The 19508-nt window shown below is 53.7% G+C and carries 19 protein-coding genes; 4 read left to right on the top strand and 15 right to left on the bottom strand.

The genetic code is table 11. The features are described from left to right. Positions 1-88: 88 nt before the first annotated feature. Positions 89-2023, bottom strand: a complete 1935-nt coding sequence (gene mutL / locus BXP70_RS15210) for a DNA mismatch repair endonuclease MutL (RefSeq protein WP_086594950.1) — start codon at positions 2021-2023, stop codon at positions 89-91. Positions 2024-2305: 282 nt separating this feature from the next. Between mutL and BXP70_RS15205 the strand changes: the two genes are divergently transcribed. Together BXP70_RS15205 and bshA are read left to right on the top strand one after the other, a co-directional pair. Continuing rightward, positions 2306-5260: a glycoside hydrolase family 3 N-terminal domain-containing protein gene (locus BXP70_RS15205; protein WP_086594949.1), complete on the top strand. Its 2955-nt coding sequence runs from the start codon at positions 2306-2308 to the stop codon at positions 5258-5260. A gap of 204 nt (positions 5261-5464) precedes the next feature. Further along, entirely contained in the window at positions 5465-6601 is a 1137-nt protein-coding gene (gene bshA / locus BXP70_RS15200; RefSeq protein ID WP_086594948.1) for an N-acetyl-alpha-D-glucosaminyl L-malate synthase BshA, read from the top strand. An 88-nt stretch (positions 6602-6689) separates the two neighbouring features. On the opposite strand, the gene BXP70_RS15195 is transcribed toward bshA, so the two are convergent. Further along, entirely contained in the window at positions 6690-7226 is a 537-nt protein-coding gene (locus BXP70_RS15195) for a DUF7935 family protein (RefSeq protein ID WP_086594947.1), read from the bottom strand. Between the two features lie 207 nt (positions 7227-7433). On the opposite strand from BXP70_RS15195, the gene BXP70_RS15190 reads away from it, so the two are divergent. After that, entirely contained in the window at positions 7434-7787 is a 354-nt protein-coding gene (locus BXP70_RS15190) for a HesB/IscA family protein (RefSeq protein ID WP_086594946.1), read from the top strand. Between the two features lie 61 nt (positions 7788-7848). On the opposite strand, the gene BXP70_RS15185 is transcribed toward BXP70_RS15190, so the two are convergent. The 10 genes from BXP70_RS15185 to BXP70_RS15140 form a co-directional block, all read right to left on the bottom strand. Further along, positions 7849-8574: a YqjF family protein gene (locus tag BXP70_RS15185; RefSeq protein ID WP_086594945.1), complete on the bottom strand. Its 726-nt coding sequence runs from the start codon at positions 8572-8574 to the stop codon at positions 7849-7851. 71 nt (positions 8575-8645) lie between these two features. Beyond that, positions 8646-8975, bottom strand: a complete 330-nt coding sequence (locus BXP70_RS15180; RefSeq protein ID WP_086594944.1) for a hypothetical protein — start codon at positions 8973-8975, stop codon at positions 8646-8648. A gap of 93 nt (positions 8976-9068) precedes the next feature. After that, positions 9069-9704 carry a hypothetical protein gene (locus BXP70_RS15175; protein ID WP_086594943.1) on the bottom strand — a complete coding sequence of 212 codons (636 nt, stop codon included), beginning with the start codon at positions 9702-9704 and terminating at the stop codon, positions 9069-9071. 7 nt (positions 9705-9711) lie between these two features. Continuing rightward, the gene (locus BXP70_RS15170; protein ID WP_317044470.1) at positions 9712-10587 is read right to left on the bottom strand and encodes a ChaN family lipoprotein; all 876 of its coding nucleotides are present in this window, start codon (positions 10585-10587) and stop codon (positions 9712-9714) included. A 191-nt stretch (positions 10588-10778) separates the two neighbouring features. Further along, on the bottom strand, positions 10779-12152 hold the full coding sequence (locus tag BXP70_RS15165; RefSeq protein ID WP_086594942.1) for an ABC transporter permease: 1374 nt from the start codon (positions 12150-12152) through the stop codon (positions 10779-10781). A 74-nt stretch (positions 12153-12226) separates the two neighbouring features. Beyond that, positions 12227-13168, bottom strand: coding sequence for an ABC transporter ATP-binding protein (locus BXP70_RS15160; RefSeq protein ID WP_086594941.1), 942 nt, complete (start codon positions 13166-13168; stop codon positions 12227-12229). Positions 13169-13256: 88 nt separating this feature from the next. Then, positions 13257-13877 carry a hypothetical protein gene (locus BXP70_RS15155; RefSeq protein ID WP_086594940.1) on the bottom strand — a complete coding sequence of 207 codons (621 nt, stop codon included), beginning with the start codon at positions 13875-13877 and terminating at the stop codon, positions 13257-13259. Continuing rightward, a complete protein-coding gene (locus tag BXP70_RS15150; RefSeq protein ID WP_086594939.1) occupies positions 13877-14374 on the bottom strand; it encodes an RNA polymerase sigma factor in 498 nt (165 codons plus the stop codon). The genes BXP70_RS15155 and BXP70_RS15150 overlap by 1 nt, the downstream gene beginning before the upstream one ends. A gap of 174 nt (positions 14375-14548) precedes the next feature. Then, positions 14549-15691, bottom strand: a complete 1143-nt coding sequence (dnaJ, locus tag BXP70_RS15145; RefSeq protein WP_086594938.1) for a molecular chaperone DnaJ — start codon at positions 15689-15691, stop codon at positions 14549-14551. A 120-nt stretch (positions 15692-15811) separates the two neighbouring features. Further along, on the bottom strand, positions 15812-16369 hold the full coding sequence (locus tag BXP70_RS15140; protein WP_086594937.1) for a nucleotide exchange factor GrpE: 558 nt from the start codon (positions 16367-16369) through the stop codon (positions 15812-15814). 196 nt (positions 16370-16565) lie between these two features. On the opposite strand from BXP70_RS15140, the gene BXP70_RS15135 reads away from it, so the two are divergent. Beyond that, entirely contained in the window at positions 16566-16904 is a 339-nt protein-coding gene (locus tag BXP70_RS15135) for a hypothetical protein (protein ID WP_086594936.1), read from the top strand. A 6-nt stretch (positions 16905-16910) separates the two neighbouring features. Here BXP70_RS15135 and obgE read toward each other — a convergent pair whose 3' ends face one another. The 3 genes from obgE to hpt form a co-directional block, all read right to left on the bottom strand. Next, positions 16911-17903: a GTPase ObgE gene (gene obgE, locus BXP70_RS15130; protein WP_086594935.1), complete on the bottom strand. Its 993-nt coding sequence runs from the start codon at positions 17901-17903 to the stop codon at positions 16911-16913. Positions 17904-18181: 278 nt separating this feature from the next. Continuing rightward, positions 18182-18808, bottom strand: a complete 627-nt coding sequence (locus BXP70_RS15125) for an adenylate kinase (RefSeq protein WP_086594934.1) — start codon at positions 18806-18808, stop codon at positions 18182-18184. Positions 18809-18914: 106 nt separating this feature from the next. Further along, positions 18915-19490, bottom strand: coding sequence for a hypoxanthine phosphoribosyltransferase (gene hpt / locus BXP70_RS15120; RefSeq protein ID WP_317044469.1), 576 nt, complete (start codon positions 19488-19490; stop codon positions 18915-18917). Positions 19491-19508: the final 18 nt, after the last annotated feature.

Here is a 19508-nt window from a genome sequence, read left to right as displayed (position 1 = left end):
AGCTTCGCGGATCGGTGAACGTCATTCGTTGAACCAGCGCAGCCGCTAAACGTTCAACGCGGCACGAAGCTGGAGCTTCGCGCTACTGCTAGCCCTTACGGAAAAACTCCTGCAACTGACTAAGCTCTAGTAGCACCAGCGTACGACGACCATCAGGCGTGTAGCTAGGTACTGAGCACGCAAACAGTTTGTCGACAAGGGTGTTCATTTCCACTTCCGCTAGTCGGCTACCGGTGCTGCTGTTGGCTACGCGCCGGGCGAGAGCGCGCGCTATCTGCTCGCGCCGGTCGAGGCGCACGGAGCTGGCGTTCATGCGAAACTGCTCAATGAGCCCTTCAAACAGTTCCTTCTCGTCGCGGGCAGGTACGTCGGCCGGAATGCCTTCCACGGCGATGGTATTGGGACCAAACTCTGTGAAACGAAAGCCTAGGGCGTAGAGAGAATCCGTTACTTCGCGCAGCACGGAAAAGTCCTGGGGTGAAAAGGTAACGGTGCGCGGAAATAGCAGGGTTTGCGACAAGCCACTTTCTCGTTCCAGTGCTTGCGTATATTGCTCGTATAAGATCCGTTCGCGCGCGGCCGCTTGGTCAATGAGCATCACCCCCGACTTCACAGGCACCATCAGATACTGTTGATTGATCTGAATAGCTCGGCTTCCTGGGCCGCTGCTGCTTTCGCGCAGTGGCAGCTCAGCGGCGGCTGGCTCCGTAGGCGTTGGCGGCGTAGCGCTAGCAAACGAACTAGGCGGAGTTGTAGCAGGCACGTCGGGCACTACCGTCTGACCAAGGGAGCGGTAAAAATCTTCCAGGCCGCGCTTTGCTTCCTCCGTCGGGCGCGGTGGCGCATTTCGCTCGGGGGTAAACTTTTCCTTTGAGCTAGCTTCCCGCGGTGTAGCCGCCGCCCGCGCGGCAGCCGAAGCAAGGGCATCCGGACGGAAGTTGGTATCGAAGCTATTCTTGGCGGTATCCGAGATGCGTAGCGGCTGAATAGGCGCAAAGTTCACGTCGCCCTCAAAGTCAAGCGAAGGCGCCATGTTGTGGATACCTAGCGACTGCTTCACAGCGGCACGCACGATGGCATACACCGTTTTCTCGTCCTCAAACTTGATTTCCGTCTTCGTGGGGTGCACGTTGATATCAATCGTTTTGGGGTCGAGCTCCAAGAACAGCACGTAGAACGGATGAGTGTCGCGGGGCAGCAGGCCTTCGTAGGCGGCCAGTACAGCATGGTTGAGGTAAGCCGAACGAATAAAGCGGTTGTTGACAAAGAAAAACTGGTCGCCCCGACTTTTCTTCGCCGATTCGGGCTTACCGATATAGCCCTTCACGCTAATAAATGGCGTCACCTCCTCGCACTGAGCTAGCTGCTCTTTATAGCCATTCCCGAGCAGCGCCACGATGCGCTGGCTAAGCTTACCCGCCGGTAAGTTGAACACCTCTAGCTCGTTCTGATGCAAAGAGAAAGCAATCTGGGGATTGGCCAACGCCACGTGCTGAAACTCATCCAGAATATGCCGCATCTCTACCGCATTGCTTTTCAAAAAGTTGCGACGAGCGGGCACATTGTAGAAAAGGTTCTTGACCGAAATGCTCGTACCATCGGGGCAAGCAACGGGCTGTTGGCTGGTCACCTGCGAGCCGTCGACTAATAGCAACGTGCCCGTATCGTAGTCGCGCTGCTTGGTGCGCAGTTCCAACTGCGACACAGCCGCAATACTCGCCAGCGCTTCGCCGCGAAAACCTAGGGTACGAATTTTAAAGAGGTCCTCCGTGGATCGGATCTTGCTGGTAGCATGGCGCTCCAAGCTCATGCGGGCATCGGTGGGCGACATACCCGCCCCGTTGTCGACAACCTGCACAAGCTGCTTGCCCGCTTCCTTAATAATTAAGCGGACCTGCGTGGCCTTGGCATCCACCGCATTTTCCAGCAACTCTTTGACCACTGAGGCCGGGCGTTGCACCACTTCTCCCGCCGCAATCTGATTGGCTAGGTACTCGGGAAGCAACTGAATCACGTCCGCCATGGGCCGGGAACTGAAGTTGAGAATGAATAGGTTAACAAAAGCAAAAGTGGCCGGGCGAGGCTGAGGCTACATTTGGCCTCGGGAAATAATCCGTAACTTCGCGGCCGACCTTTGTTTGCGCAGCCCCAAATGGAATTTTGGGCTGGTGCTTTTGGAACGTTTGACGCCACCTAGGAGGCAGCTAAAATTGGCCGCCAACGGGGCGTTTATCGCTTTCAATAGTAGACAAAAGTACGGCTATTTCCACTCGAATTCAACATTACGTTATCATCACGGGAGCCGATGCTCAAGGATTTTCAGATTAGACTCTTACTGCTTTTACTGGCCGTTACGGGTCTATTAATCTCTTCCTCCGCCCCCAACGACAAAGGTGAAAGGCCCATTACGGCGGCCGAGCAGAATTGGGTCGACAGCGTGATGAACACGCTCACGCCCGACCAGCGCATGGGTCAGCTGTTTATGGTGGCGGCCTATTCTAATAAGGATAAGAAGCACGTCCAGCACATCGATGACTTGGTGCGCAACTATCATATTGGCGGGCTAATGTTCTTGCAGGGTGGACCACGGCGACAAGCGATTCTCACCAATCGCTACCAAGCCGAAGCCAAAGTACCGCTGCTCATTGCCCTTGATGCTGAGTGGGGCCTCGATATGCGCCTCGATAGCTCCATGCACTTTGCCAAGGAGATGACCCTAGGTGCCACCGACGATGACCAGTACGTGTATCAGATGGGCCGCGAAATCGCGCTCAAGATGAAGACCTTGGGCGTGCAGGTGAGCTTCTCGCCCGTCATCGACGTTAACTCCAACCCCGCCAACCCAGTGATTGGCAATCGGTCGTTTGGCGAGAACAAGGATCAGGTATCGAAGCTCGGGGTAGCTTATATCAAAGGGCTGCAGGATCACGGAATTATTGCCGTAGCCAAGCACTTTCCTGGCCACGGCGACACCGATATTGATTCGCACGTGGCGCTGCCGGTCATTAATACCGATATGGCTCGGTTCACCAACATTGACCTGTACCCTTTTCAGCAGTCCTTCGAGGCCGGCGTGATGGGGGTGATGGTGGCGCACCTGTACATGCCGCTCTTTGACACGGTGCGTACCCAGGCCACTACTCTTTCTCGGAACTTAGTGACTGGACTGTTGAAGGAGAAAATGGCCTATAAAGGCCTGGTTTTCACCGACGCCCTAAATATGCGCAGCGTTGCGAACCTCTACAAGCCCGGCGAAGTAGATGCCATGGCACTCGTGGCCGGCAACGACGTGCTGCTGTTCTCGGAGGACGTACCGATTGCGCAGCAGAAAATCCGAGAGGCTATTACTGCTGGCCGCATCACCCAAGAAGAGATTGACGTTCGGGTGCGCAAGATTTTGCGGGCAAAATACTGGGCTGGGCTCAATCATTACCGACCAGTAGATCTGCCAAATCTGATGCAGAACCTAAACCGGCCGTTGAGCCGCACGGTGCAGCAGGAAATCTACGAGCACGCTGTTACGGTGGTGAAAAACGACGACAAGTTGCTGCCGTTCACGCGGCTCGACACGTTGCGCATTGCCTCCGTCACCATTGGTTCGCCCGTGGGCAGCACCTACGGCGACATGATGAACAAGTACCAGGCAGGCCCGGTGTACTCCGTGCCGAACCGCTACGCCGTCGACTCTACTTTTACGCGTATTCTCACCCAGCTAGCTCCGTATAACACGGTAGTAGTCAGCCTGCACAACATGAACAACACGCCAACCCACAGCTACGGCATTGGGGAAGGCGCTATCAAATTCTTGCAGCAGCTACAAGCCAACAAGCGCATCAAAACGGTAGTAGTGGCGATGGGTAATGCGTACTCGCTCAAATACCTGGAAAGCGCCCGCACGCTGGTTTGTGGCTACGAAGACAACTACCCCTCGCAGCTTGTAGTGCCGCAGGTTTTGTTTGGAGCATTGCCGGCCCGGGGCAGACTACCCGTTACTGTGTCGCCGACGTTGAAGTCTGGGCAGGGTATCCAAACTGCCAACCTGCAACGGCTGCGCTATGCGACACCCGAGAGCGAAGGGCTGGATTCTAAGATGCTCAGCCAGATCGATAACATTACGCTCGAAATGGCGGCTTATGCGGCGGCACCTGGCTGCCAGGTACTTGTAGCCAAGAATGGCGCCGTGGTATTCGACAAAAGCTACGGCTACCAAACCTACGAGAAGAAAAGCCCCATCGACGAAAGCACGCTCTACGACCTAGCCTCCGTTACCAAAGTGGCCGGTACGCTCCAGGCCGTGATGTACTTGAAAGATCAAGGCAAGCTGAACCTAGATGCGAAGCTGGTAGAGTACTTGCCCGAGTTGCGCGGCACCAACAAGCAAAACATGACCGTGCGCGACGTGCTGTTGCACCAAGCTGGCCTCAAGCCTGGCATCCCGACCTGGGAGCGGACGGTAAACAAAGGTGCTCTGAAGCCGACCTTCTACGCCAGCGCCCGCTCCGGCGACTTCCCCAACGAGGTAGTTCCCGGCACCTACAGCCTCAAAACCGCTGATGACTCCGTTTGGACGTGGATTCAGCGGTCTACCTTGCTACCCAAGGTGAAAGGCAAGTATCCCGTAGAGTATAGCGACCTGAGCTTTATCATCCTGAAGCACGTGTGCGAGAAGCTGCTACAACAGCCCATCGAACAGTTTTTACAAAAGACGTTCTACCAGCCCCTAGGGTTGAGTACCATGAGCTTCAACCCGTTGCAGCACTTTCCGCAGGTGTGCATCGCCCCGACGGAAAACGATACGTACTACCGCCACGCCCAATTGCAAGGTACCGTGCACGACCAAAGCGCGGCCATGGTGGGGGGTGTTAGTGGCCACGCGGGGTTATTCTCAAATGCCAACGACCTAGCTATCCTGATGCAGATGAACCTGCAAAATGGCCAGTACGGCGGCCGGCGTTATTTTCAGACGCCCGTGGTATCAGACTTTGCTAAATCGCAGACCAACAACAACCGCCGGGGCCTAGGTTGGGACCATGGCACCCCGGAAAAAGCCGAAGGACCTACCTCCAACCTGTCACCGGCTAGCACCTTTGGTCATACGGGTTTCACGGGCACCTGCGTGTGGCTCGATCCTGAAAACAAAATCCTCTACATCTTTCTTTCCAATCGGGTGTATCCCGATGCGGGCAACAACAAGTTGCGTCAATATAACATCCGCACGCGCATCCACGACGTGATTTATAAGTCTTTGCTCAAGACATGATGTGTTGCTGTTTTCACCCGTATACTCCTTGACCCGCAATTGGCGGTAAGCATCTTGTTGGATGACTTGCCGCCAATTTTTGTTTACGGCGCGAAGCTCCAGCTTCGCCCTTCGTTGCGCAGATAGAGGTGCATCTGCCAACGAGAAACTTTTAACGAGGCACGAAGCTGGAGCTTCGCGCTACTGCCCGCCCCTCTTTACACCATGAACATCGGCATTGTTTGTTATCCCACCTTCGGCGGTTCTGGCGTTGTTGCTACCGAGCTCGGTAAAGCACTAGCGCTCAGAGGACATCGGGTGCATTTCATCACGTACAGTCAGCCTGTGCGCCTTGATTTCTTTAACGAAAACCTCTTCTACCACGAAGTATATGTACCGCCTTATCCGCTGTTTCAATTTCCGCCTTACGAGCTAGCCCTAGCTTCGAAAATGGTGGACATTGTGCAGAATGAGAAGCTCGACGTGCTGCACGTGCACTATGCCATTCCACATGCTTCGTCGGCCTACATGGCCAAACAGATTTTACGGACGAAGGGCATTACCGTGCCTGTTATCACAACGCTGCATGGCACGGATATCACGCTAGTGGGCAAGGACGCTAGCTATGAACCGGTAGTCACCTTCAGCATCAACCAGAGCGACGGAGTAACGTCGGTATCTGCGGATCTGCGGGCCGAAACGTACCAGCACTTTGCCATTGAAAAGGACATCGAAGTAATTCCCAACTTCATTGACCTGACGCGTTTTAAAAAGCAAAACAAGGGACACTTCCGGGCGGCCATTGCCCCGCAGGACGAAAAGCTGCTCGTGCACACGTCTAACTTCCGCTCAGTGAAGCGCGTGGATGATGTTATCAGCATCTTTGCTGGCGTGCGGGCTCAAATCCCCGCCAAGCTTCTGCTGGTAGGAGACGGCCCCGATCGTCAGCGCATTGAAAAAGTAGTGCGTGAGCTAGAGCACTCCAATGATGTTCGCTTCCTCGGAAAGCTCGAAGCCGTAGAAGAAGTACTCAGCGTGGCCGACTTATTTTTGATGCCCTCAGAGAAAGAGAGCTTTGGCTTAGCAGCCTTAGAGGCTATGTCGTGTGAAGTACCCGTGGTGAGCACCGACGCCGGCGGCATTCCTGAGCTGAATGTAGACGGCGTAACGGGCAGCATTAGCGCCATTGGCGACGTGAACGACATGGTACAGAAGTCCTTGTTCATCCTGCAAGACGACAACCTACCTAGGTTCAAAGCCGCCGCCCGCGCCCGCGCCGAGGAGTTCGACATCAACAAGATTGTCCCGATGTACGAAGCGTGCTACCAGAAAGCCATCGACACGCAGCTAGCAGCAGTATAGCTCAAGCTAAGCTGGCTATATCATGAAAAAGCGTCATGCCGAGGCCACTACCTCAGCATGACGCTTTTATTTTCTGATGTACAGCAACTTAAAATAGCCCGGTCGCCTCACGCTTTACAGCACTGATTGCCTGCGCGGTGGGGTCGGCTTCGTCGGCCATCAAGCCTTCCAAGATGCGCTTTGCTAGCTCAGTACCACGGGCTTGTTGGGGCGTATTGATGCCCTGATACGCTTGGTTGATAAGCCCTAGAATGTGTTCCTTGGCCTGCCGAACTTGTTCCCAAGCATCAGGGCTCATATAGAGCTGCTGGCTCAGGTTATGGTCGTATTCGGCGCGAACTTCTTGCAGGAGCAAGCGGTGAAACTCAGATGCTGACTGCCCGGCGCTGTTTAGGCGAACCAATAAATTGTTAGGCGTGATGCGCTCCAAGAGCAAAATCACCCGCTCGTAGGCTTGCAGGCGCACCGGCAACACTTCTTTGGTGCTCTGCAAACGCAACTCAATTAGGCGGCGCTGCTGCTCTTTTTCCAAGTATTGCCGAATCAGCAAGAACACAGAACCGGCCACGATAAGCGCGGGCAGAATGATTTTGAGAAGGTCGAAAAGGTAAAGAGTTGTATTCATGCGGGTAAGCGGGGCAAGCTGGCAGCTTGCAAATCAGTAGATAAGAGAAATGTGGTATGGCAACCTATGAACGAAACGCTGGCGTAATAGTTGACAAAGATAGTTGTGAACCGGATGGGCACCCTCGCTGTTAAGCAACAGAGGGTCGTGCAACGATTCTACCGACTTCGTATCTTCGTACTTTCTTTACTTAACCAGGAACGCACCATGGCAACAGCCGTTTCCACCAAGCTTGCTCCTATCAGCCTCACTCCTCGTGCCCTGGAGGAGGTTAGAAATATCCTTACCGAGAAAAACGTACCAGCCGAATATGGCTTGCGCGTAGGCGTGCAGGGCGGCGGTTGCTCGGGCCTGAGCTACCTACTAGGCTTTGATAAGCCGAAAGAGCAAGACGAAACCTTTGACCTCGACGGCGTCATCCTCATCATGGATAAGAAACACGCCATGTACGTGATGGGCATGGAAGTCGATTTCCAGGATGGCTTGAACGCTCGGGGCTTTGTCTTCAACAACCCCCAAGCAAAAAGCACCTGCGGCTGCGGCTCGTCGTTCTCGGCGTAAGCGCAGCCTTCGCAGCCCATAATACCTAGCCCCGGCAACCTTGGTTGCCGGGGCTTTGCTTTTACAATACTTTCTCGCCGCTCATAATCTTGACGGCAGAGCCATCGGCCATAAACACAGACCTAGGTTCCTGCTGCAACGTCTCAACGAACTCGGAGCCATAAAGCGCCGCCACGTTGCAGTGGAAGGAAAAATCAGACACCGTGCGAATCGTCCAGCGCGGGTGCACCACCTCATATTCTGAGGTTTTAGTTGCACTTCGCCGCGTGAAACCCCAGTAGTTTTCGGCTAGGAATTCCGCCTCGCTATGCTCCAGCATGGGCTCCGAGCTAGCGGCAGCCGTACCACGCAAGTAGTTCCATTCTCCTTTTATCTTCCAGTTGTAATCCAGCGTCAGCTCGCCGGTGGGGCTAGCTTCGATGCGGTGTCGCATGGGCAAGGCCACATATTTCTCTTGGTAGAGCGTATTAGCGACCAACACGATAGCTGGCTTCGATACGATTTCTTTCACAAACACCACCCCATGCTTCCACCCCGCGGCCGTCTTGCGCCGGACATAAAAGCGCAGGTTCACCTCGGCAAAATTGCGGTGCCAGGGAAAGCCAATACCTAGCATGCGAGTATCTTCAAACAGCAGCCCAACCATGCTCGCGTAGTGCGTGCCGTTCCAATCGTCGAGTTCTACCCCGGCTGGTAAGTGACGCCGCAAGACGCTCGCCTCAACCGGATAGTTTGCGAGAAGCAGATAACGCCAATCGGCCGTGAGAAAGGTGGTTTTTGTTGCCATGCACTGTGAAGACAGCACAACGACCAAGGTTGTTTAATAAATGTCGGATTCGGTATTCTTGGCTTCAAAAATTATTTGACTAAGAAAAGATAAATAAATGGTGCCAACCAAATCAGCATGACTAAAGCTTGATTCAGGAGAAAAGCACGCAAATAAATAGCACCTGCCTTTGTTCGATTTATAAATGTTCCAGCAGGCGCTAACCAAATAGTAATGATAAACAAAGGGATACCGAGGTATAAGGCGGCCCAAGCATAATACATAAATAACCAACCTAGTGTCAGACTAAATGGCAAACCTTTAGGATATACATTAAATGCTATTGCCGTGAATAAACCGTATATGTTGAGTATTAAGTTGGCGTAAACAAAATTTAACCCTAATGCCTCTGATTTATTCATTGCATACTTTATTTTTATTATAAAGCACAGAGCTGCTTAACTTCTTATCTATTAAAGTTATTTTTCTACGCTACTTAATTAGCAGGCCAACAGTTAATTAAAATCATAAGGATAGCCAATTTCTTGTAGGTCTCGTTCGAGCTGCTGCCAATCTTCTACATGGGGTACAATGGCCAGCGCTAGGTCCTTGGTTAGTGGTTTACCTTGATAGATGCTCGTTACAGCATCCAAAGAGGGCGCCGGCCGATCCTGGTCTTCATCATAGTATTCGCTAGCCCACTCGATATAGGTGTGCGGGTTGCCATCGAAGATGTCAAGAAAGTTTTCGGAGCCATCTTCATCCGTTTCGAGCTGCCCAATCTGCCACTTGTGCGCCGGCGTGTACCACAGGCAGAAGGTTGTACCGATAGAGTTAACAGGCTCACCGAAGATAAACTCATCAAAAACGTCCGGTAAGCCACGCGTTAGTTGGTTCTTATCAGATTCCTCATAGTCAGAGGCATACCCGTTGATGACGCAGCCTTCGGCTCGAAAGAGAATGAGCATCTGGTCCCCCTCGCCGTCCTGCATCTCGAATACTTCTTCGCCTTCTGCCCACCCCTTGTTGTAGGAATAGTAGCGGTATTCGTACTCGGGTGAGTTCAAGGCATCTAGTACCGCTACAGCCTTGCAGATGGCTTGCAGCTTTTCTTGGCTAGGTAGCGCGGTGTAGGTTAGGGTAGAGAGCATAGCGTCATTAATACGTCTTCGTCATGTCAGTTGGCACCACCAATACGTAATCGGCTTTTTGCTCGTTTTCCTTCTCCAGCTTGCCTAGCTGCTCTTGCGCCACCGTCGATATAGTTAAAATCTTCAGCTTCGGGTCGGCTTGCTTGAGGTACCACACGATGCCGTCGTGGTTGTCGGAGTGGTAGCTGCCATTGAAGTGGAGTAGCACTTGGCCGGGTTGGCGGTTTTGGCGAATGAAGTAAGCCATAGTGGCATCTTTGAGCGCTTGGGCTTGGATGATGTTCTGCACGCCGGCTCCGTGGGCCGCGTCGCCCCCGAACATAGCTTGCATGTTCTTGTATCCCGGCAGCTCGTAATCGACGGTGATGGGCAGCGGCGCCAGCCAAGCTTTTTCACTGGCGGGCAATGCATCCAAGGAGCCAAGGCTAGCTTTGGCCACCTGCGACGCGTAGCGGCGCGGCACATTGGTGCCCACTACTCGCAGCTTTTGTTGCTGGGCTAGCTTGAGCAGTGGTTTGTAATCGGTGGCGTAGTTAGGCCACGGGCGGCTTTGCTCCTCAAAGGCTTTATCATCTAGCTCGCCCACGTTGTATTGCTCCACCAGCGGTTGCACATCGCGCTCAAACATCTCCATGCCTAGTACAACCTGGCCGGCTTTACGCTGGGCTAGGTCTTTGGCTACCTGAAGCTCCAGCCAGTGCGCAATGGGGTCGTTGTGTTGCTCTCCAAATAGCACTACATCAGCCTGGGCTAGCTCTTTAAGCATCTGGTCGTAGTCGCCCGATTTGCCATTGGCGATGAAGAGGCGATACGCGGGCCGGTCGGCGGCGGTAAAGCTGAGCAAGGCAAGTAACAAAGGCAGCAGAAAAAGCTTGTGCATCATGAGAAAGGAAGCAAAGTAAAAACGCCACTTGTTGTCAGCCGCGCTTCGTGATTAAGCTATAACGTCGTAGAGACACACAACTCCACGTCTTCTACCAGAACAACCCAACCTAGCTTTTTAGGTTCGTTTGCTCCAGCAAGTCAACGCAAAGTAGCGCGTCTCTACGACGTTATAGATTGGCTAGTGCCGATTTATCCTTTGTAGAACATCCATTTCCCTAGCTCCCGGTAAGTCACTTTCTTGCCGTACATCAGCACGCCTACGCGGTAAATGCGGGCCGCCAGCCACACCGTCCCAATGAAACCGGCTATCAGCAGGGCCACCGACAAACCTAGCTGCCACAGCGGCACGCCAAACGGCAACCGTATAACCATGGCAATAGGAGAAGTAAACGGAATCATCGACATCCAGAAGGCAATCGGACCATCCGGATTGCGCAGAATAACCGACACGCCAATGATGTAGCTGAGAATGAGTGGTATCGTCACTGGAAACATAAACTGCTGCGTATCCGTCTGATCGTCGACGGCCGCACCAATGGCACCAAACAGGGCACCGTAGAGCAGATAACCACCAAGGAAATAGATGAGGAAACCACCCATAATCATTCCGATTGGCAAATCACCTAGGGCATCGAAAATAGCCGAGCGCCCGCTCATCATTGCTGTTTCCGGGCGGGTATTGGCTGCGTTTGCTTGAGCAGTTTGCTTGTTGTCCGTTTCGGCAGAAGTGGCAGAGCGTGTTGCAGCGGTTGCTACGGGCTGAGCATTGTTGCCGCCAAACACGGCTGAGCCTACTAGCGAACTAGCCCCAAACGAAAGCACACCCCACAACAGAAACTGCGTAAGGCCGACCGCGGCAATACCCACAATTTTGCCCATCATCAGGTCAAACGGCTTCACCGACGACAGCATTACTTCCATAATACGGTTCGACTTCTCCTCCCCTACGCCGCGCATAATTTGCACGCCGTAAATGAAAATGAACATGTAAATGAGCAGTGCCAACGCGTACGCCGCGGCCGTAGTCGCCATGGTGTCGCTGCTCTTCTCCTGCCCTTGCTCATCCAAGGCGACGGTCGTGAGCAAGACTTTGGAGCGAAGCCGGTCGAGCTGCTCTTGCGTCAGCCCCGACTGCTGCATCTTCAGGTCCGATAAGGTTTTGTTTAGCGCATTCTCAACGGCCCGCTGCTTGCGCATACTCACGTTGCCCTTGGCGAAAAGCTGAATACCCTGCGGATTCTGCACATCCAAATTTGGCGGGAGGTAGAGCAAGCCATCGTGCTTCGACTTCTGAAAGCTTTGCTTCGCCTCGGCCAGCGACCCAGCCGCTGGCAAAAACAACAGCTGCTCCGTTGTGGGTAGTCGGCTCGTGAGACCTAGGTTGGTGTCGTCGCGCACCTCAATGACGTCCACTTTGTTGTCATCGGACTTCGCCAGCTTTGCGACGAACGCGAAAACGCCCGCCATCAGCAGCGGCACAAGTACTGTCAGCACCACGAAGCTCTTTTTGCGGACGCGCGTCAGGTATTCGCGTTGGGCGATCAGCCAAAATTTGTAGTTCATCTCTTCAACTAGGTATATAAGGGACTAAAGAACGTCATGCTGAGCTTGCTTAAGCATGACAGCAGGTTGTGCATTTACTGGGTTACTTCCTCCACCAACGATTCCGGCATGGTCTCCTGCACGCGCCGAATAAAAATCTCGTTGATGCTCGGAATCTGCTCGCGGAAGGCGTGCACCTCCACATTATTGATGAGGTAGCGCAGTAAATCATTGGGTGTGGCACCCGCGTGCAGCCTAATTCGGTCGTAGAAGAAGCCGTTTTCGCGCTCTTTGTGCTCCAATACCTCAAAATCGGGATGCACTACCATGAGCCGGCCTTTGCCCTCTACCTCGTAGGTGTTGGTTTTGAAGGTATTCTTGATCTGCCCCACGGGTCCGTCGAGCACCTTGCGGGAGCGGTTGATCAGGGCAATATTGTCGCACATTTCCTCCACCGATTCCATGCGGTGGGTGGAGAAGATGATGGTAGCACCTTGCTCCCGTAAGTTGATAATCTCATCTTTGATGAGGTTGGCGTTGATGGGGTCGAAGCCCGAGAACGGCTCATCCAATATGATCAAGCTAGGTTCGTGCAACACCGTGGCAATGAACTGCACTTTCTGCTGCATGCCTTTGCTGAGGTCTTCCACAAACTTGTTGGCCCAGGGCTTCAGGTCTAGGCGCTCCAGCCACGCTTTGATGCGCTGGGTTGCATCAGCCCGACTTAGGCCACGGAGCTGGGCTAGGTAGAGCAGCTGTTCGCCCACCTTCATCTTCTTATACAGCCCGCGCTCCTCCGGCAAGTAGCCAATTTGGGCAATATGCTTTGGGTTGAGCTTCTCGCCCCGGAATCGAATTTCGCCCGAGTCAGCGGCCGTAATCTGCGTGATGATGCGAATGAGCGAGGTCTTACCCGCCCCGTTCGGCCCTAGTAAGCCGAAGATGCTACGTTCCGGAATTTCGAGACTAACGCCACTCAGGGCGACGTGCGCAGCGTAGGCTTTGCGCACATCAATGGCTTGTAAAATATTGGTCACAGTTGCAGGAAAGGCGTTAAAAGTGGAATGTGCTAAATGTAGAAACTTTGCTAGGCATCTAGGTCAGGATTTTACCCAAGCGGTAAATTTAGGCCCCCAACTCGCGCAAAACGGCCTCTAAGCGGTCAATATGCTGGCCGTAGAGGCGCTGTAGGTACCAGTGCGTAAAGCGGCGCATCAGCCCGTAGGTAAACCAGCCGATGAGCGCGTAAGCTGCCAGCAGAACTATCAGCATGCCGGCTAGCTTTAAGCCGTATTCGTTTCGCGCAAACCGCAGCGCCTGCATCACCAGACCAATGCCGAACGTACCAACGAGCGTGAGCATGGTGAAACGGTAGTAGATCTGCACCAGATGGCGCAAGCCCGCCGTTTGCTGTATTACTTGCTGCTGTAGCGCCTGCGCCGTGGGTCGCAGTTGGTCGAGCGCCCGTAGTTTGTGATAGAAATAATACAGTAAGCCCACGCACACCAGCATCAACCACAGGGCCATCACCCGCGGATAGGTTTCGCGCACGAACAACAATACCCCAGCAGTCACCGGCAGCAGAAGCAGCGTAAAAATTGCTTCGTATCGAGCGTTGCGGCGGATGCGCAGCAGCGGACTGTTAGCAGCCTGGTTGAGATAAGCTTGCATAGCTTCGGAAGTCAAGGGTGGCGTGGGTTCAGTGGGTTGCTGCCGCCAGCGCTGGCGCAAGTCATCGAGTTCCATCAGGCGGGGTGAGTTAGCAGTTGGCGAAGTTTCTCCTGAACGCGGTGCATTTTCACCCGCACGTTGTTTTGCGTGATACCTAGGATGTCGGCTATTTCCTCGTAAGTGCGCTCTTCCAGGTAAAGCAGCACAAACGCCTTTTCGACTTCCGACAGCCGTTCGATGGCGCGGTAGAGCTGGGCTAGGTCGTCAGCATCAGGGCCGGCATCGAGCGGCAGGGCTAGGTCCGGCATGGTGTCGCCGAAGCGGGCAGCTGATGGCTTGCGGGTACGCTGGCGCAAGTCGGAAATAGCCACGTTCAGCGCCACACGGTAGAGCCATGTGCTAACCTTCGCCCGCGGTTCGTAGTGCGGATACGCTCGCCAGAGTTGCAACACAATTTCTTGGTACAAGTCCTGGCGGTCGTCAGCGCCCTGGCAGTACAATCTGCACACGCGCTGAATCAGCGCTTGGTGGGCGTTGATGAGGGCGACGAAAGCGGCTGAGTCGAGCGGCAAGGTGAGGCGGTCAGGATTTACACGATATGAATCGCCAACCTAGGTTTTGCATTACAGAATAGGCAAAAAATATTTATAGCGGGCTTGTAACCATTGACTCAAACTTTCGCAAAAACGACAACGCCCGCCTTCCTGTGGGAAGACGGGCGTTGCCTACAATCGAAATGCTAAGGCTTACTGAAAATACTCCTTCACTTTCTCGAAGAAGCCCTTCTCATTTTTGCCGGGGTTCGGCGTGAAATTCTGCGCGTTACGCAGCTTTTCGAGCAACTCGCGCTCTTCGCCGCTCACGTTCTTCGGCGTCCAAACATTAATATGAATGAGTTGATCGCCGCGGCCGTAGCCATTGATGTCCTTGATGCCCTTGCCGCGCAGACGCAAAATCTTGCCAGGCTGGGTACCAGGTTCCACCTTGATCTTTACTTTCCCTTCGATGGTAGGCACCTCGACGCTAGCGCCTAGGGCCGCATCGACGAAGGAAATGTACTGATCGAACATGATGTTGTTGCCGTCGCGCTTCAGGAACTCGTGCGGCTCCTCTTCGATTTGGATGAGCAAGTCGCCGGGCACACCGCCGCGCTCCGGGTAGTTGCCTTTGCCGCCCATCGAGAGCGTCATTTCGTCCACTACGCCGGCTGGAATATTGATCGGGATGATTTCCTCTTGTAGCTGACGGCCTTCGCCGTGGCACACGTCGCACTTCTGGCTCACGATTTTGCCTTCGCCGTTACAGGTGGGGCAAGTCGACGAGCTAACCATTTGCCCAAGCATGGTGTTCACTACACGCTTCACTTGGCCTTGGCCATGGCAGGTGCCACACTCTTTTACCTCGGTGCCATTCTTGGCGCCGGTACCTGAGCACGTGTTGCACGCTACGTAGCGCTTTACTTTAATCTTTTTCTCAACGCCGTTGGCTATTTCCTCTAGGTCGAGTTTGAGCTTGATGCGCAGGTTGGAGCCTTTCTTCACCCGGCGGCCACCAGCCGAGCGGCCCTGCCCACCGAAGAAGCCTTCGAAGCCACCGCCACCGAAAATATCGCCAAACTGGGAGAAAATATCCTCCATGTTGGGTCCACCGCCGCTCGCGCCGCCCACACCCTGGTGACCAAACCGGTCGTAGCGGGCGCGCTTGTCGTTATCCGACAACACTTCGTACGCTTCGGCCGCTTCCTTGAACTTCTCTTCGGCCGTTGGGTCGTCGGGATTCTTATCGGGGTGAAACTTGATGGCTACCTTTCGGTAAGCCTTCTTAATCTCATCACCCGACGCGGTTTTCGCCACGCCCAACACCTCGTAATAATCTCGCTTCGTTGCCATATCTCCTCAGTACAGAGTATTTTGTATTGAGTATTGAGACTCGTTGACTGATTTTGTAGCGGCCCCGGCAGGCAATGCCTCCCCTAGCTTACTACTCAATACCAACTACTCAATACTAGCCTAGCTGCCTAGCACCACTTTCGCGTGGCGAATGACCTTGTCACCTAGGTAATAGCCTTTTTCTACCTCATCAACTACCTTGCCTTTCAGCTCTTCCGAGGGAGCCGGAATCTGGGTAATTGCCTCATGCAGATCAGGATCGAATGCGCCACCCTTTGTTTCCATCGGGGTGAGCCCTTTCTGTTGAAGCGTTTTGAGCATCTTGTTGTAGATGATATCGACACTCTCACGCACCACGTTCACGTCTTCGGAAGACTGCGTATGGGTGCGCGCACGCTCAAAATCATCGATTATTGGCAGCAACACCTGCATTAGCTCTTGGTTAGCCGTCTTGAATAAATCCTGACGTTCCTTGGCGGTGCGGCGCTTGTAATTATCAAACTCAGCCGCCAAACGCAAGTACTTGTCTTTCAGTTCAGCTAGCTCTGCGTTGGTTTTAGAGGCCTCCGCTTGCGGAGCGCCACTTTCAGCGGCGGCTGTATCCGTCACTTCGCCAGCTACGTGGTCGGTGTCGGCGGTCAGGTTGTCATCCTGGGGTACGTTGTTCTCGTCAGCCATTTTATCAAAAAGTCGTCGAAACGGGTTTTTCACTGATTTTTAGCCGATTGGCAAAGGGGTGCGGGCAAGGAGTTTGCCAAAGGCTAGGTTGCTGCCATTGTGGCACGGAAACCTACAAGCACAGTAGTTAGTTCAGACGAGGTAGCGTCAAGTCGCGTCATTATATAAGCTTCGTCGTAGGCTAACCCATTCCGAAATGACTATCCATCTAACGCGCGACAGTGTAGCCGCCAGCGACGATCTAACTAGCTCCCGCTTTATCGTACCGGATAGTACCACCTTGCCTGAGGTTCTACAGCTTGTGGTCGCTCAATCTTACCTAGCTTCTATTGCGGGCGGCAAGGCTACTTGGGTAGCGGAGCTGCAAGGAAAGCCAATAGTAGTACTGGCCCAACAGTGGCAACGGCCCGTTTTTTTGTCGAGCGAGTTATCGGCTTTGCCAGTTAAGAAGAAGGCGCTTCAACTGCACTTTCGCTACTACACGCAGCAAAATCCAGAAGAAGTACTCTCCGCTTTGCGCCAGACAATAACCTAGGTTTCCTTACTCATGCAGCGCCTTCCAGATCATATCTTTTAGGGGCTGAATATTCTTATTAGTCAGGCTAGAAATAAAGACGCTCGGCACATCCGCCGGCAGCGTGACTCGCATCTCGGCTTCTAACTCGTCGTCGATCAGATCCGCCTTCGTAATAGCGAGTACCCGGCGTTTCTCCAGCAATTCTGGGTTAAACTGCTCTAGCTCACTGATCAGCACTTGATACTCAGCGGCAATATCGTCGCTGTCAGCCGCAATCATGAAGAGAAGCATAGAGTTGCGCTCAATGTGCTTGAGAAAGCGCGTACCGAGGCCCCGGCCTTCTGCTGCCCCTTCGATGATGCCCGGAATATCGGCCATCACAAACGACTTGTAGTCGCGGTAGGCCACCACACCTAGGTTGGGCACCAGCGTGGTAAAGGCGTAGTCGGCAATCTTTGGCTTAGCGGCCGATACTACCGAGAGCAGTGTACTTTTGCCCGCGTTCGGGAAGCCGACTAAGCCGACGTCTGCCAGTAGCTTCAGCTCCAATACCACCCATTCTTCAATACCGGGCTCGCCGGGTTGGGCGTATTGCGGCGCTTGGTTGGTAGCCGTTTTGAAATGGTCGTTGCCAAGGCCACCGCGGCCACCAGGCGTCAGAATTACACGTTGGCCGTGCTCGGTTATTTCTACTTTCTTCTCGCCTGTTTCGGCATCGCGGGCAATGGTACCGAGGGGCACGTGCAGAATCACATCTTCTCCTTGGGCACCACTGCGCAGGTTTTCGCCGCCGCCCTGACCGTGGCCGGCAATCACGTGTTTCTGATACTGCAAGTGCAGCAAGGTCCAGAGTTGCGAGTCGCCTTCTAGGATGATGTGGCCTCCCCGGCCGCCGTCGCCGCCATCAGGCCCACCATTGGGTAGCCCTTTGGCACGAAAAAAGTGGTGCGAACCTGCCCCGCCCCGCCCGGAGCGGCAGCAGACTTTAACGTAGTCAATGAAGTTATTAGAAGCCACTTTCTTGGAAGTGTTGAAGGTTGAGAGTTGATTGTAAGCAGTCCTTGACAATAAGGCGAAGGATCTGAGTTAAAAGCCAGAGCCTGGCAGAACAACTCAGCTTACCTCGCCTGCGCGGAAGGACAGACCTAGCTTTTCCGCCAAGGCTAAAAACGGCTGTCATCCTGACGAAGGAAGGACCTTATCAGGTGAAAACGAGTTGTTGGTAACAACCGTTCTTACGTGATAAGGTCCTTCCTTCGTCAGGATGACAGCTGTATGCGGTTATAGCCGCAAAGTTACGCTTTTACTTCGTCAGTGGCTTGTTGCCCGTCCGCAACGGATGTTGTGGGCTGGTGCTTGTTGATAATCTCGCTGATTTGCTGGAAGATCTCATCGATAGCCCCAATGCCGTTCAGCGAATGGAATTTCCCTTGTTCTGCATAGTAGCCAGCAACTTGCGCGGTTTCCGTGTTGTAAACCGTCACGCGGCGGCGAATTTTGGTTTCGTCCTGATCATCGGGGCGGCCGCTGGTTTTGCCACGCTCTAGCAGGCGTTTTACGAGCTCTTCCTCAGCCACTTCCAGCGCAATCATGCAGGAAATGCCAGTGTCGTAACGCTGCGTAAGCGCGTCAAGGGCTTCCGCTTGCGCCACCGTACGGGGGAAGCCATCGAAGATGAAGCCGTTGGCCTTGGTGTTGTTTGCTAACTGACTTTCGATCATCCCAATGACAACTTCATCGGGTACTAGTAAGCCTTCGTCCATCAGGCGCTTGGCGCGCAGACCTAGCTCGGTCCCTTGCGCAATTTGGGAACGCAGCAAATCACCCGTCGACAGATGCACCAAGTTGTAGCGGGCAATCAGGTTTTGGCTTTGCGTTCCTTTACCGGCACCGGGAGGGCCGAAGAGCACGATATTCAACATAATAGTAAAACGTTGCGCGAGAGAAAGTGGGCTGGGTTGTGAAAAGATACTAAAACTACCGCAATCAAAATTCTACGAAGAGGGCGTTGTGCTGTACGATGTTGCCCTACAACACCTTGTACACATCGGGGTAGTTGCGGCCTAGCCCATCGTAATCAAGGCCATAGCCAACAATAAATTCGTTGGGCAACTCAAGGCCAATGTAGCGCAGGGCTAGCTCATGCTGCAGGCACTCGGGCTTCGTGAACAAGGTGGCGACTTCCAATGAGGCAGGTTGCTTGGCTTGCAATTGTTGCAGCAACTCTTGCATGGTGTGCCCTGTATCAACGATATCCTCGACAATAATCAGGTGGCGACCAGCTATTTCTTCCTGCAAGCCCATGATTTCCTTTACTTCGCCGCTGCTGGTAGTGCCTTGGTAAGAAGCTACCCGGATGAAGGTTACTTCGCACTCAATGGTCATTTCCTTCATTAAGTCGGCGGCAAACATGAAGGAGCCGTTCAGAACCACCAAAAATAACGGACGCTGCCCAGCGTAATCTTGGTTGAGGCGCGTCGCAATCGTACGCACCGCACCTAGTATTTGAGTAGCCGGCAAGTAAGGAGTGAATTGCTTGTCGTGCAGTGAGATAGTAGACGGCGACATCCGGGTTTGGTTGAGCTCTGGTAATGAAGACGTCAAAGGTAGTACAAAAAAGCT

Source organism: Hymenobacter crusticola (assembly GCF_002154225.1).
Classification (GTDB): domain Bacteria; phylum Bacteroidota; class Bacteroidia; order Cytophagales; family Hymenobacteraceae; genus Hymenobacter; species Hymenobacter crusticola.
This window is presented reverse-complemented; position numbering and strand designations above follow the sequence as displayed.